This window comes from Staphylococcus cornubiensis (genome assembly GCF_900183575.1).
GTDB lineage: Bacteria > Bacillota > Bacilli > Staphylococcales > Staphylococcaceae > Staphylococcus > Staphylococcus cornubiensis.
The window spans coordinates 1-14,092 of the sequence record NZ_FXUZ01000001.1 but is presented as its reverse complement, the minus strand read 5'-3'; the positions used below and the strand labels follow the sequence as shown (position 1 = coordinate 14,092).

The 14,092-nt window shown below is 37.2% G+C and carries 11 protein-coding genes, 24 tRNA genes and 1 rRNA gene; all 36 read right to left on the bottom strand.

Going from position 1 to position 14,092, the window contains the following annotated elements:
• Positions 1–8: 8 nt before the first annotated feature.
• The gene (fumC, locus tag CCE82_RS00185; RefSeq protein ID WP_086427435.1) at positions 9–1,394 is read right to left on the bottom strand and encodes a class II fumarate hydratase; all 1,386 of its coding nucleotides are present in this window, start codon (positions 1,392–1,394) and stop codon (positions 9–11) included.
• 185 nt (positions 1,395–1,579) lie between these two features.
• Positions 1,580–2,023 carry a hypothetical protein gene (locus CCE82_RS00180; protein WP_086427434.1) on the bottom strand — a complete coding sequence of 148 codons (444 nt, stop codon included), beginning with the start codon at positions 2,021–2,023 and terminating at the stop codon, positions 1,580–1,582.
• Between the two features lie 960 nt (positions 2,024–2,983).
• A complete protein-coding gene (locus CCE82_RS12995) occupies positions 2,984–3,145 on the bottom strand; it encodes an SAS053 family DNA gyrase inhibitor (RefSeq protein WP_167370946.1) in 162 nt (53 codons plus the stop codon).
• A gap of 19 nt (positions 3,146–3,164) precedes the next feature.
• Complete coding sequence (locus CCE82_RS00170) at positions 3,165–3,764, bottom strand: 6-phosphogluconolactonase (RefSeq protein WP_086427432.1); 600 nt, start codon at positions 3,762–3,764, stop codon at positions 3,165–3,167.
• 190 nt (positions 3,765–3,954) lie between these two features.
• A complete protein-coding gene (gene trmL, locus CCE82_RS00165) occupies positions 3,955–4,425 on the bottom strand; it encodes a tRNA (uridine(34)/cytosine(34)/5-carboxymethylaminomethyluridine(34)-2'-O)-methyltransferase TrmL (RefSeq protein WP_086427431.1) in 471 nt (156 codons plus the stop codon).
• A complete protein-coding gene (queG, locus tag CCE82_RS00160; protein WP_086427430.1) occupies positions 4,425–5,555 on the bottom strand; it encodes a tRNA epoxyqueuosine(34) reductase QueG in 1,131 nt (376 codons plus the stop codon). Before queG ends, trmL begins: the two co-directional genes overlap by 1 nt.
• Before the next feature lie 193 nt (positions 5,556–5,748).
• On the bottom strand, positions 5,749–6,474 hold the full coding sequence (locus CCE82_RS00155; RefSeq protein ID WP_086427429.1) for an amino acid ABC transporter ATP-binding protein: 726 nt from the start codon (positions 6,472–6,474) through the stop codon (positions 5,749–5,751).
• Positions 6,467–7,927 (bottom strand): ABC transporter substrate-binding protein/permease, encoded by a 1,461-nt coding sequence (locus tag CCE82_RS00150; RefSeq protein ID WP_086427428.1) that lies wholly within the window; start codon positions 7,925–7,927, stop codon positions 6,467–6,469. Before CCE82_RS00150 ends, CCE82_RS00155 begins: the two co-directional genes overlap by 8 nt.
• A 187-nt stretch (positions 7,928–8,114) precedes the next feature.
• Positions 8,115–9,173: a PTS sugar transporter subunit IIC gene (locus CCE82_RS00145; protein WP_086427427.1), complete on the bottom strand. Its 1,059-nt coding sequence runs from the start codon at positions 9,171–9,173 to the stop codon at positions 8,115–8,117.
• A 502-nt stretch (positions 9,174–9,675) separates the two neighbouring features.
• Positions 9,676–10,386: a trypsin-like serine peptidase gene (locus tag CCE82_RS00140; RefSeq protein WP_086427426.1), complete on the bottom strand. Its 711-nt coding sequence runs from the start codon at positions 10,384–10,386 to the stop codon at positions 9,676–9,678.
• Positions 10,387–10,411: 25 nt separating this feature from the next.
• Positions 10,412–11,122, bottom strand: coding sequence for a trypsin-like serine peptidase (locus tag CCE82_RS00135; RefSeq protein ID WP_086427425.1), 711 nt, complete (start codon positions 11,120–11,122; stop codon positions 10,412–10,414).
• 540 nt (positions 11,123–11,662) lie between these two features.
• A tRNA-Leu gene (locus tag CCE82_RS00130) sits at positions 11,663–11,746 on the bottom strand.
• A 36-nt stretch (positions 11,747–11,782) separates the two neighbouring features.
• Positions 11,783–11,856 (bottom strand) — tRNA-Gly (locus CCE82_RS00125).
• Positions 11,857–11,889: 33 nt separating this feature from the next.
• Positions 11,890–11,964, bottom strand: a tRNA-Gly gene (locus CCE82_RS00120).
• 14 nt (positions 11,965–11,978) lie between these two features.
• Positions 11,979–12,053 (bottom strand) — tRNA-Cys (locus CCE82_RS00115).
• Between the two features lie 8 nt (positions 12,054–12,061).
• Positions 12,062–12,133 (bottom strand) — tRNA-Gln (locus CCE82_RS00110).
• Positions 12,134–12,149: 16 nt separating this feature from the next.
• A tRNA-His gene (locus tag CCE82_RS00105) sits at positions 12,150–12,222 on the bottom strand.
• A gap of 2 nt (positions 12,223–12,224) precedes the next feature.
• Positions 12,225–12,298, bottom strand: a tRNA-Trp gene (locus CCE82_RS00100).
• 7 nt (positions 12,299–12,305) lie between these two features.
• Positions 12,306–12,389 (bottom strand) — tRNA-Tyr (locus CCE82_RS00095).
• Positions 12,390–12,395: 6 nt separating this feature from the next.
• Positions 12,396–12,471, bottom strand: a tRNA-Thr gene (locus CCE82_RS00090).
• A 7-nt stretch (positions 12,472–12,478) separates the two neighbouring features.
• Positions 12,479–12,551 (bottom strand) — tRNA-Phe (locus CCE82_RS00085).
• A 10-nt stretch (positions 12,552–12,561) separates the two neighbouring features.
• Positions 12,562–12,638: transfer RNA gene (locus tag CCE82_RS00080), tRNA-Asp, on the bottom strand.
• Positions 12,639–12,652: 14 nt separating this feature from the next.
• Positions 12,653–12,726: transfer RNA gene (locus CCE82_RS00075), tRNA-Met, on the bottom strand.
• Between the two features lie 17 nt (positions 12,727–12,743).
• Positions 12,744–12,836, bottom strand: a tRNA-Ser gene (locus CCE82_RS00070).
• An 8-nt stretch (positions 12,837–12,844) separates the two neighbouring features.
• Positions 12,845–12,918 (bottom strand) — tRNA-Ile (locus CCE82_RS00065).
• Between the two features lie 25 nt (positions 12,919–12,943).
• Positions 12,944–13,017 (bottom strand) — tRNA-Met (locus CCE82_RS00060).
• Positions 13,018–13,046: 29 nt separating this feature from the next.
• A tRNA-Ala gene (locus CCE82_RS00055) sits at positions 13,047–13,122 on the bottom strand.
• Between the two features lie 21 nt (positions 13,123–13,143).
• Positions 13,144–13,217, bottom strand: a tRNA-Pro gene (locus CCE82_RS00050).
• Positions 13,218–13,230: 13 nt separating this feature from the next.
• Positions 13,231–13,304, bottom strand: a tRNA-Arg gene (locus CCE82_RS00045).
• Between the two features lie 16 nt (positions 13,305–13,320).
• A tRNA-Leu gene (locus CCE82_RS00040) sits at positions 13,321–13,409 on the bottom strand.
• Between the two features lie 6 nt (positions 13,410–13,415).
• Positions 13,416–13,490 (bottom strand) — tRNA-Gly (locus CCE82_RS00035).
• A gap of 3 nt (positions 13,491–13,493) precedes the next feature.
• A tRNA-Leu gene (locus CCE82_RS00030) sits at positions 13,494–13,575 on the bottom strand.
• A gap of 4 nt (positions 13,576–13,579) precedes the next feature.
• Positions 13,580–13,652 (bottom strand) — tRNA-Lys (locus CCE82_RS00025).
• 4 nt (positions 13,653–13,656) lie between these two features.
• Positions 13,657–13,732: transfer RNA gene (locus tag CCE82_RS00020), tRNA-Thr, on the bottom strand.
• Between the two features lie 22 nt (positions 13,733–13,754).
• A tRNA-Val gene (locus tag CCE82_RS00015) sits at positions 13,755–13,830 on the bottom strand.
• Between the two features lie 12 nt (positions 13,831–13,842).
• A 5S ribosomal RNA gene (gene rrf, locus CCE82_RS00010) occupies positions 13,843–13,957 on the bottom strand.
• Positions 13,958–14,092: the final 135 nt, after the last annotated feature.

The window sequence follows — 14,092 nt, the reverse complement described above, 5'->3', positions numbered from 1 at the left end:
CCTCCATACTATTTCGGATGAACCATGTTTTCTGGCTTAATCCATTCCTCAAATTGTTCTTCTGTCACATAACCTGACTGAATTGCAGATTCTTTTAATGTTAAACCTTCTTTATGTGCTTTTTTAGCAATCGCTGCTGCTTTTTCATAACCGATATGTGGGTTAAGCGCTGTGACAAGCATCAGTGAACGGTTCAAGTAGTTGTCAATGTTTTCAGGAATTGGCTCAATACCTACTGCACAATTTTCATTGAACGTATTCATACCATCTGCTAATAAATAGATGGACTGTAATGTATTATGCAAAATAACAGGTTTAAAGACGTTTAATTCGAAATTACCTTGAGAGCTTGAGAAACCGACAACTGTATCGTTACCCATAACTTGTACAGCAACCATTGTTAACATTTCACATTGTGTTGGATTTACTTTACCTGGCATAATTGATGAACCTGGTTCGTTTTCAGGAATAGAAATCTCTGCTAAACCAGCGCGAGGTCCAGACGCTAACCATCTGACATCATTCGCAATTTTCATTAAATCTGCTGCAAGTGCTTTGAGTGAACCGTGTAATTGAACCACTTCATCATGTGCAGTTAAAGCGTGGAATTTATTTTCAGATGAAACAAATGGATAGCCTGTATTTTCAGAGATGTAAGCTGCTACTTTATTACCAAACTCAGGGTGTGCATTAATCCCCGTACCAACTGCTGTCCCACCAATAGCTAAATTTAAAATATGCTTTTTAGATTCTGCCAATAAGTTTTCACATACATCTAACATATAGCGCCAACCACTAATTTCTTGGCCTAACGTAATCGGTGTCGCATCTTGAAGGTGTGTACGTCCAATTTTGATGATGTCTTTAAAGTCATTTTCTTTTTTGTAGAATGTCTCACGTAAACCTTTTAATGCAGGTTCTAAACGTTTTTCCACTTCATGATAAAGCGCCACATGCATTGCTGTCGGGAATGTATCGTTAGAACTTTGTGACTTGTTAACATCATCATTCGGGTGAATCGTTTCATCACTGCCGTTAGATTTTAAATACTCATTCGCCACATAGCTCACAACTTCATTCACATTCATATTACTTTGTGTGCCACTACCTGTTTGCCATACGACTAATGGGAAATGTTCATCTAATTCTCCTGCTAAAATACGATCACATGCATGCACAATCGCATCTTTTTTAGCTTCACTTAACTTTCCTAAGTCATGGTTGGCAAGTGCAGCCGCACGTTTCAATTGTGCAAAACCATATACGACTTCGATAGGCATTTTCTCTTTACCTACTGGGAAATTTTGTTTACTTCTTTGTGTTTGTGCACCCCAATATTTATCTGCAGGTACCTCTATTTCACCAAATGTATCATGTTCGATTCTTACTGACATATCTCTCGCTCCCCTTTAATTTTTGAATATTCTTGTCACTTAAATTATAGCATTAAACGAAATCGCCATTCAATGAACATTGACGTGCAATTGCTGTTTTTTCTTAATTTCAGATTTGATTTGTTTTAAGTGTTTTAAAAGTAAAATAAAAAGGCCTGAGAAAATTGAATTTCCCAGCACCTTATTTATTCATTTGAAATTGCTTTTTCATTATTTTCGGTTTGCGCATACATAAATTTATGTTTAACTGCTTGGACAACCGCGATAGCTGACAAAATATACAAAATTAAGCCAATCACCATCATGACAGGGCTAATTTGGATTAATACACCCAAAATACCACTGAATTGACTATAAAAATCATCTAAATAAATCGTTAATGCGACAGTAATTGCAATACAACAAATGACACTAATCACAATCCCTTTTTGATTGGTTTTAACAAAAGTTTGAACATGTGATTGTGCATTGTCGACTAAACCATTGGATAAGTTCAGTTGTAGCTGTACAATTTTGAACAATACTGGTAAGTACAATGTGCCTAATGCCAATGGAAAAGCTTTAATTGATAGTAAATTGATGATTGTGGAAATTATAATTAATGTAACCCATTTCTGATGTAACTTCATGTGTGTCACCTTTCATCATTTTTTAAACACGCTCTCATTTTATCATATTTAAATATTAACATCTGCTATTAATACCATCATTATACATTAATGGTATATATCATATAAGTACACTGTTAATACAGATGAAAGTATCGACAATATTAAATTTTAATCATAGTTTAGTTTATGGATATTTAGTAATAAAAATATACTAAATATGTTGAAATATTATTATTGTTATGTAAAATATAAGTAAATGAGGATCATTCCTATATATAACGGTTCAATAAAACAACTTCTATACAAAGATTGACCAAGGTACGATTATATAATTTAGAAAAATAAAAAAGCAGGAAAAAGCATCTTTAAACTGAAACTTTCCTACTTTTTTGAACGGCCATTTACATCCATTTCTATTTTCTTAAATTTAGGATGGGAATCTATCGATAAAATAGCCAAAAGTTTTGACTATTTAATTCAACAAGTCCTAATCATCACTAAAATTGCATAAATTAATAAACTTCTAAATTATTCTAGTTAATAATAATTTAAAATAATACCTTCTTAATTTTGACTACTATTATGTTTTACTACCTTTGATATCTCAACTTACTACGTCAAAACTCAAATAGAATCAACGAAAATACAATTTTCAATATATCTAGTATTCTCTTTTTTTATTTTTACTTTTTATTTTCTTTTCTAGTGCAACGTAAGATATTAAACCACATACACTAAAAATTATGGCTATTGAATACCATGAATAGAAATGAAATTTGATGTTTAAAACTATCATAAGCAATAAACAAATTATAAATACACCTAACCATATGAGTCTTTCTTTCATTATTAATATCCCCTTTAACTAACCGCATATAAATACACATTTAGCACATTAGTATCTCTTTAGATGCATTCTATCAGAGATAAGAGGATAAATAAATATCCAAATTAGATTCAGTTTTTTAGTTTATTCCTTTATTTCGTTTCTTTATCTGAACGTACGTTTGAATCATGTGATTGATTTAACTTCTCTTCATCATTGGCTTCAGAGATTTGTTCCATTTCTTTCCCAAGTTCAACGACATCATCAAAGCTGTCAACCATTTCATTGTCATAATGCTTTTGCTCTTCCTTCATTATCCCTTCACCTCTTCTCTTATGCGTATAATGAAGTAAAGTAATTGCGCACATCTTCAGGTAAACCTTGAGCAGCCGCTTCATCAAGAACAACTGTGACCATACGATGTGTTTTTAATGCTGACGGAATATAGCTTGTATTACCGTTTTCTTCGTATAATTTTCTCACTTGTTCTGCTTTCGCTGCGCCTGTTACAACAACGATCACTTCACGTGCGGGTAATAAAGCATCCTTCATAGGAATACCAATCTGACCTTCTGTATCGATTGTCACAACTTGTAATGTTAATTTACCTTTATTATCTTTCGTTTTTGCGTGATGCTTAATAAATTCTTCCACTTTTTCATCTTCTGGAACATGATGAATTTGCTTTTCTGGAACACCTAATGATTGATAATATGATTTTTGCGCATCATAATCCAAAATATGAATTTGGCTGAAATCCACGCTATGGCGATCGACGTCTTTTTTCAATGCATCGAATACAGGGGCTTCTTCTTTATCTAAATGAAGGCCCACAATTGATGTTGGATTGTTGTTCAACTGTTTTCTTAAGATATCTGCTGTGAAAATTGCTGCTGTTTCTGCATCTTTAAATACTTTAAAATTCATTGCCATTATCGTACACTCCTTATTGTCCTACTCGTCTTTTACATTAATCATTACATACCCATTTTAAACATATATTAAAACATTAAAAAATGAGGAACATTCGGATCATTTTCCGTTATGATTATTATAACCTTTTTTACGTAATTGTTCTTGTCCAAACTTAATTCATTCATAATACTATCAAATGCGTTCGGTTTTATTGTAAATGAGGATAATCTTGCTGTCTCAATGCTTCATACACTAAAATCGCTGCAGTATTAGATAAGTTTAATGCACGTACATTCTCATTCATTGGGATACGTAACGCTGTGTTTTCATATTTATCTTTCACCCAATCTGGTAAACCTGTCGTTTCTTTTCCAAATATAAAGTAATAATTTTGCTCTACGTCTGAGAAATCTTGAGACGTATGATTTTTTGAACCAAATTTTGTCAGTAAAAAGTACTGGCCCTCTGTTTGTTCAAAAAACGATTCAATATTGTCATAATATGTAATCGATACATATTTCCAATAATCTAAACCGGCACGTCTCAGCATTTTATCATCCGTACTAAAACCAAGTGGACGAATTAAATGTAAATGTGTGTCGGTCGCTGCACATGTTCTTGCAATATTTCCTGTATTCGCAGGAATTTCTGGTTGATATAAAACTACATGAATTGGCATTATTCATCTCTCCTCATTTCTAATCCTTTAATCATCTCTACTTGTACTTCTTCTAGCTCATTATCGTAATGGGACATCACGTAATCTTTCGCTGCATCACCTAAAATTTGTCCAATTGCCCAAAAGGCCGTCGCACGAATCATTGGTCTAGGATCCGTTTCCGCCACATCTTTCAGTTCAGGGATTGCCGCTTCTTCTTTAAAATGTGCGAGCGCGACAATGGCATTACGTTGAATCGGCTTTTTCCCTCTCCATGCACCCGCAAGATGTCCAAATGTATTTTTAAACGTTTTATTATTCATTTTTAACAATGGAACTAAGCGTGGTTTTAAAATTTCTGGCTCTAGATGTATATCGTCTTGTTCAGTATTAATGCCACGATTTTTCGGACACACTTGTTGACACGTATCACAACCATATAAACGATTACCGATTTTGTATCGATATTCATCTGGTAAATAGCCTTTCGTTTGCGTTAAAAAGCTTATACATTTTTGGCTGTTCAATTGACCATTCCCGACGAGCGCCCCTGTTGGACAACGATCCACACATATCGTACAGTCACCACAACTATCCAGTAACGGGTCATCAGGTGGGAAAGGAATGCTCACTAACATTTCGCCTAAATAGGTCCACGTTCCTAAATCTGGGTTAATAACAAAACCGTTACGTCCTACAAATCCTAACCCCGCTCGTTCTGCAACGGCACGGTCAGATAGAACACCTGTATCGACCATTGACATGAGCTCTACATCCGGCACTTTAGTTTGAATAAATGCTGCCAAATCATCTAAGCGACGTCGCATAATCGAATGGTAATCTTGCCCCCAAGACGCTCTCGCAAACATACCTCGACGGTCACCGCGTACACTTTTTGGTGCGCCTTTCAATTTATTCGGGTACCCTACTGCAATTGCGATAATTGAGCGTGCAGTTGGTAAGGATAACTTCGGCTCTGTGCGTAAAGCGATATCAGACGGTTCAAAACCTGATGCATAACCTTTCGCATGATAGTCCACAAGTTTTTGTTTCAATTCATCAAAAGGATCAGCTGTCGTAAAACCGATACGATTAATTCCTATTGTATGTGCATAATCAATGATTTCTTGTTTTAATGCCCGTACATCCATCTTGTCACCTCTTTAAAATCACCATACCATTTTAACATATCTGACTGTCATTGCGTGGGAATGTTTTCTTAATTATCAACGACAAAATAGGAAGAAGATGAGACATTCAAATCATCTCAACTTCTTCCTAAAATTTCTATACAAATGTGCATGATGCGAATATGACATCCATTGAACTCAACGCGATCACAACTTAGTTTAACACACGTTTTAAGAAGTTCTGCGTCCGTTCATGTTGCGGATTTTCAAAAATTTCATGAGGTGGCCCATCTTCGACCACAACACCATCTGCCATAAAGACAACACGGTCACTTACATTTTTCGCAAAATCCATTTCATGTGTGACAACGACCATTGTCATACCTTCTTTGGCAAGTGACTTCATAACAGCTAATACTTCTCCTACCACTTCTGGATCCAATGCTGATGTCGGTTCATCAAATAATAACACGTCAGGATCCATCGCTAATGCACGTGCAATGGCAACCCTTTGTTTTTGACCACCAGACAATTGATTGGGATAAGCATCTGCTTTATCTTCTAGCCCGACTTTTGACAATAAATCTAAAGCACGTGTTTTTAATTGTTGTGTGTTCCCTTTTTTCAATAATTGAGGTGCAAGCATAATGTTATCAATCACTTTTTTATGTGGAAATAGGTTAAAGTTTTGAAATACCATCCCCATTTTTTGACGTAATTCGTCTACTTTAGTCCCTTTTTCTGTTAAATCGCGCCCTTCAAAAATCACGTGGCCAGATGTGGGGACTTCTAGTAAATTCATACATCTCAGTAATGTACTTTTACCACTTCCAGAAGGACCAATGATCGCGACAACTTCACCTTGTGCAATTTCTAAATCAATACCTGTTAACACTTCATTTTGACCAAACGATTTATTTAACTTTGAAATTTTAATCACTGATACTCATTCTCCCTTCTAAAAAGCTCATTAAACGTGAGAGCGTGAATGTTAAAATAAAGTACAACACAGCGGCAATTAATAATGGTGTAAACGGATCGAAGGAAGCCCCTTGCACAACTTGCGCATTAAACATAATTTCACTAACACCGATGACAGACACAATAGACGACTCTTTAATGACCGTCACGAATTCATTTCCTAATGCCGGCAAAATCTTTTTAATCGCTTGAGGCATAATGACTGACTTCATCGTTTGGCTATAGCTTAAACCTAAGCTACGTGCCGCTTCCATTTGACCTTTATCTACGGCATTAATCCCTGCACGAATGATTTCAGCGATGTAGGCAGAACAGTTGATGACTAATGCGATAGCCCCACAAATAAATGCTGAAATATCAAGACCTAACACTGCTGTCGTACCAAAGAAGACTAAAAAGACCTGTACTAATAGCGGCGTCCCACGAAGAAACTCGATATAGGCTGATGCAAACCATTTTAAAGGTCGGATTGTACTAATTTTCATCAATGCGAATATCGAACCAAACACTGCCCCTAATACAACCCCAATCAGCGAGATAACAATCGTACTTTTAATCCCTGTTAAGAAAAATGCGCCATATTTGGTTAAAAAGCTCCCATCATCTTGCATCGCTTCAGCAGCTATTTTTTCATACTTTTTGATTAATTGATTATTATTTACATCTGCAATCGTTTGATTCACACGTTTCATTAATTTTGGTGAATCTTTAGGAATCGCAATGGCAGTTGGTTTTTCAGAATCAGCAAATGAAGCATCAGAGAAAGTTAATTCTTCATTTTGAGCTAAATATGCTTTACCTACTGCGCTATCCATGACAATCGCATCGACTTTGTTACTTTTAAGAGATAAAATGACTTCAGGCAAACGTGTTAACGATTGGACATCTGCCCCTTCAATTTCTTTTTGCGCTAATTCTTCTTGCGTTGTTTGTTTTTGAGCACCAATACGATGATGTGCTAAATCTTTCAATGTTTGATATTTATCTTTATCTTTTTTACGCACAACAACTTTTTGATCTACCGTCATATAATTGTCCGAAAAATCCACTTCTTTTTTACGTTCTGCTGTCGGTGTCATCCCAGAAATAATCATATCTATTTTTCCTGTTTTTAATGCTCCAAGTAAACTATCAAATTGCATATTGACGATTTTTAATTTAACTCCATTATCCTCAGCAATTTTTTTTGCCAGTTCAATGTCAATACCTGCATATTCACGTTCACCATTCACCGTTCTTTCAAATTCCATCGGCGCATAGTCAGCAGATAACCCTACTCTGAGTTCCCCACGCGCTTTAATGACGTCCCACTGATCTTCATTTGCAGCCTGGGCATCATACTTTACAGGTATTCCCGACAGACAAAACACCATGATTAACAACACTGCTATCATTTTCCCCATATACTTCATTACGTTGCCTCCTTCCAATAATATTGATTATTATACATTTATATGTAAGTTTATGCAATATTGATTTTGAAAAATTTTCATAAAAAGCGATTAAATATTAAAAACACCAAACAACTTTGAATCGTTGCTTGATGTTTTATTCATTATGTTACCTATGCATATGAGATTGATAACACCATTTCATATATTAATCTTTAAGCACTTCGAAGTAATAAATATCGTCACGGTATCCTGGCAACACCTTTTTACTCAATTGATGTACAAACCAACCAACTGTGAAAGGAATCACTAAATAAGCAATTAATAATAATACAATATTCATCATTGGATCCCCTTCTAAACGGTTAAACGCATTAATTGGTCCAACAAGTCCTGAATAACCGAAACCTGCTGACATCGGTGTACCTTGGATGCCAATAAAATACGTAATCAGTCCAGCTACAAAACCGTTGATAATTAATGGAATCATAATAATAGGATGTTTAAAATATACAGGAATCATCATCTTTGCTGCACCAAGTAATAAAATAATATTCACACCCATTTTATTCACTTTCATGGAACCCATTAAAAATGTTACACACGCCGCAACAACGCCCATATTTCCAGCACCACTTCCCAAACCTGTGAGTGAGATTGCTGTTGCTATTGCGACAAGTGAAATCGGTGTCACCATTAATAATGCATATGTAATCGCAATTAAAATACTCATAATTAGTGGATTCAGCTCTGTAAACGTGTGAATTAAATGTCCTAAAGATTGGGTCACTTTACTTACATAAGGTAACGTTGTTAAACCAATCATTCCGGCAGTCACAGGAATCAATGCCGGTAAAACAATGATTTCTAAAGAGCCGAGTTTACCTGATAATAAAATAAACAACAAACAGGCTACCATTACGATTAACATCACGTTAATAATGTCACCAATACCATGCAATACAAATGCCCCATTTTTAAATTGTAACGCACCTGAACCGATCATAGCAGAAGTCCCTACAAATGCTACTCCAGGCCCTGGAAACTTAAATGCATGTGCAGCGAGTGCACCAATAATAAATGCCATGAACGATTGTATGACCATCACCACTTGATAGATACTTTCAAGAATGGGTCGGCCTTCTTTAAAAAACTTCAGCAATTCACCTAGAAAGGCATTAGGGAGTAACGCAATTACAACGCCAGCCCCTACCGCATTTAAAATAACGCTAAAAAATTGCTTGCTGTTAATTTGATTTGTCGCCATCTACGCAACCCTCCGCTTATAAGAATAGGTTAATCATAATATATGTGAACTTATGGTACAATAGTATTCTGAAAATTTCTTAAAATATTCATCAATACTTTAAAGTGCCATGATGTATAGACAGTTTTCGGGAAAAAATATACAACACAGACATAGTGATTGAAAATAAATGATTGAGAACCTCATACGAATATAAGTGTAAACGAAGAAATATTCATTTTATTAAATAGAAATTAATCGATAGCGTTTTGATAAAAAGTAACTATAACAGTACATCATTTTAGTAACAAATGATAAATTTGTGTGATGAAGGGAATACAGACAATCGTAAAATGTGACACCAATATCCTATTTTATAATAATTTTTTATATTGGCGCATTGTAATATAAATCATACATTATGATGTTATAAAAAGAGGAGACTATAAGTAATAGTCGTCCTCTTAAATTTCAATTGAAAAATTTAGCTCTTTAATTTTATATGTCGCTGATTTTTATCTTATTATTGTTTTTGAATTTGCTGTTTAATAAACTTTTTAATGTCTTCAGTAAAGTAAACACCGTATGATTTTTTAGTAGGTGTAATTTCAATATCTGACCCCGTATGTACACCAATAGCTTCACCGTTAAGATTAACAATTGGACTACCAGAAGTTCCTGGCTCAGCAAAAGCATCATATACTACTCGAGTACCTTCAAATTTAATGACAGTTCCTGTTGACTCAAATAGTTTATACTTATTCTTCACAGGATCTGGGTACCCTATGAGCGAAACTCTTTCTCCAGCCTGACCGCTTTTAGCAAGTGGCATAATTGTTGTTCTTTTATTGAAATCCCATCCGATATCACTTGTGCTATCTACATGAACGATTGCCAAGTCTTCTTTACCTGGATACGCAACCATATCTGTTATAGTATAATGTCCACCATTGCTACTATTGCCAGTAGGATGTGCACTTAATCTCTCTCCTACCTTCAGATGGCTAATAACATGTTTATTTGTAACGATTGTATTGTGTCCGACAACAAAACCACTTGCACCTGCAAATGCAACTACACTACTGTATGGTGTAGCGTATCCATCTTTAATTTCTTTTACATTTCTTTCTGCTTGGGCAACATGATGTGTTTCATTTACAGCACTTTCTACAAAACCAACTGAACTTAAAATAATCAAAGCTGACAAACTTTTTAACACAAAGCTTTTTTTCATGATGTTTTTCTCCTTCTTTATTCTATTATTGATTTTCGATTTGTTTTTGAATAAAATTTTTGATATCTTGTGTAAAGAATACGCCATAAGATTTTTTGTCAGGTGATGTTGTTCTATCTGATCGAGAATGTACACCTATAGCTTCACCCTTAACGTTCATAATAGGACTACCTGAGTTTCCTGGCTGAGCAAAAGCATCATATATCACTTCAGTGCCGTTAACACTAATAATCGTTCCTAGTGATTCAAATAGTTTATAATTATTAATATCAGGTGCTGGATATCCTATGATTGAAACCCTTTCACCAGCTTGTGCGCCACTTGCAATCGGCATTATTGTTGTGAATCTATTAAAATCCCAACCTTCTTCACTAGTGTTCTTCACATGGACAACTGCTACATCTTCTTTTCCTGAATAGTCAGCAATACTTGAAATCGTATAACGTCCCCCACTATTGCCAAAGCTAGAAGGATGCGCACTTACTTTATCTCCTACTTTTAAAAATTTTGTTACATGTTTATTTGTAACAATTGTATTAGGTCCTACTACAAACCCAGTAGCAGCGTCAAAAGCAACAACGCTACTATAAGGTGCACCATATCCATCTTTAATTTCAATCACATTTTTTTCTGCATGTGCAACATTTTGTGTTACGTTTACTGCACTTTCTACAAAACCAACTGAACTTAAAATAATCAAAGCTGACAAACCTTTTAATACAAAGCTTTTTTTCATGATGTTTTGCTCCTTTTGATTTTAATTTCATTATCTAGATAACAATTTATTTATATAACTAAAAGTAAAATTTGTCAACAGTTTATTATATTAACATTTAATTTTCTTATTCATTTCACCAGTAATTCTGTTTTTATTTTAGATATTTATTAGTAGTTTTTTAGAGTAATATGTTTTTTCTTTACAAAAAAAGCAAGTGTTAAACAAAGTAAATGTGACTACAGAGATAAAAGTTCGATAAGTTCTGTAGATCACTAAATGAGCAAGATATATGAGTTTTAATCTCCTGTTGGATTTTGATGATGTATGTTGCATTTTTGAAAGAAAAAGTAGAAAAAACTTGCAAAGTAAAAGAGTTCTCGATAAAAAGAAATTTAGTACGCAGAGATAGTAATTCAAATGATAAAGTAGAAAAAGGCACGGCCACTTAAAATTGTGTATGGTAGCACTTTAAGTGGCATTATATGGTGTATAAATAAAAAGAAACCCCGTAATAACAGGGTTTCTGATGTGCTATGATGTGTAAATAATGGTTATTGATACCGGTGGTCGGGGTCGAACCGACACGTCTGTGAAGACACGGGATTTTGAGTCCCGCGCGTCTGCCAATTCCGCCACACCGGCATAATACAAAAAAATCCAATATCTTATTGGAAAAAATGGAGCGGAAGATAGGACTTGCACCTATACCTCTTTCCGGGAAGGAAAGTGTTCTAGAATTGAACTACTCCCGCATCATATCATATTAGCTTAATTTAAAAATTAATTGGAGCGGAAGATAGGACTTACACCTATACCTCTTTCCGGGAAGGAAAGTGTTCTAAAAATTGAACTACTCCCGCATGTTTCATATCAATGGAGGCGGCAACCGGATTTGAACCGGTGAATAGAGGTTTTGCAGACCTCGGCCTTACCACTTGGCTATGCCGCCAAAAGTAACTGGGCTAGCTGGATTCGAACCAGCGAGTGACGGAGTCAAAGTCCGTTGCCTTACCGCTTGGCTATAGCCCATTAATTTTAAATAAAGGGCGGTTGATGGGAATCGAACCCACGAATGTCGGAACCACAATCCGATGCGTTAACCACTTCGCCACAACCGCCATGGCAGGGGCAGTAGGAATCGAACCCACATCAAAGGTTTTGGAGACCTCTATTCTACCGTTGAACTATGCCCCTATTGATATGGTGGAGGGGGGCAGATTCGAACTGCCGAACCCGAAGGAGCGGATTTACAGTCCGCCGCGTTTAGCCACTTCGCTACCCCTCCAAGACATGGTGCCGGCCAGAGGACTTGAACCCCCAACCTACTGATTACAAGTCAGTTGCTCTACCAATTGAGCTAGGCCGGCAAAAAAGTGGTTCAGGACGGAATCGAACCGCCGACACAAGGATTTTCAGTCCTTTGCTCTACCGACTGAGCTACTGAACCATTTTAATAATGGCGGTCCCGACGGGAATCGAACCCGCGATCTCCTGCGTGACAGGCAGGCGTGTTAAACCGCTCCACTACGGGACCACTTATAAATAATATTGCGGGAGGCGGATTTGAACCACCGACCTTCGGGTTATGAGCCCGACGAGCTACCGAACTGCTCCATCCCGCGGTAATAGAAAATAATAATGGCGGAGGAAGAGGGATTCGAACCCCCGCGAGCCGTTAAGCCCCTGTCGGTTTTCAAGACCGATCCCTTCAGCCAGACTTGGGTATTCCTCCGAATTATATGGACCTTGCAGGACTCGAACCTGCGACCGAACGGTTATGAGCCGTTAGCTCTAACCAACTGAGCTAAAGGTCCTAATAATGTTTTCAACTAAATTTAGTGGCGGCGGAGGGGATCGAACCCCCGACCTCACGGGTATGAACCGTACGCTCTAGCCAGCTGAGCTACGCCGCCTTATGTAGTTGTATTAGTATTAATTTAAATGGTGGAGACTAGCGGGATCGAACCGCTGACCTCCTGCGTGCAAAGCAGGCGCTCTCCCAGCTGAGCTAAGCCCCCATATAAATATTTTAAAAGATATCGGGAAGACAGGATTTGAACCTGCGACCCCTTGGTCCCAAACCAAGTGCTCTACCAAGCTGAGCTACTTCCCGTAAGGTAATGTAGCGCGCCCGATAGGAGTCGAACCCATAACCTTTTGATCCGTAGTCAAACGCTCTATCCAATTGAGCTACGGGCGCATATGAAATGAAACAATGGTGCCGAGGACCGGAATCGAACCGGTACGGTGATCTCTCACCGCAGGATTTTAAGTCCTGTGCGTCTGCCAGTTCCGCCACCCCGGCAAATAATGGAGCAGAAGACGGGATTCGAACCCGCGACCCCAACCTTGGCAAGGTTGTATTCTACCGCTGAACTACTTCTGCATATGCGGGTGAAGGGAGTCGAACCCCCACGCCGTAAGGCGCTAGATCCTAAGTCTAGTGCGTCTGCCAATTCCGCCACACCCGCAAAGTGAGCCATAGAGGATTCGAACCTCTGACCCTCTGATTAAAAGTCAGATGCTCTACCAACTGAGCTAATGGCTCATCATGGTGCCGGCCAGAGGACTTGAACCCCCAACCTACTGATTACAAGTCAGTTGCTCTACCAATTGAGCTAGGCCGGCTACTCATATTTACTTTTAAAAATGGTGGAGAATGACGGGATCGAACCGCCGACCCTCTGCTTGTAAGGCAGATGCTCTCCCAGCTGAGCTAATTCTCCGATTATGTAATAACCTGGCACCGTCCTACTCTCGCGGAACGTAAGTCCGACTACCATCGGCGCTAAAGAGCTTAACTTCTGTGTTCGGCATGGGAACAGGTGTGACCTCTTTGCCATTGGCACCAGATTAAGTATTTGAATGTTATACATTCAAAACTAGATAGTAAGTATATATCACAAGCATTACCTTATGAACAATTATTTTGATTAAGTCTTCGATCTATTAGTATTCGTCAGCTCCACGTATCGCTACGCTTCCACC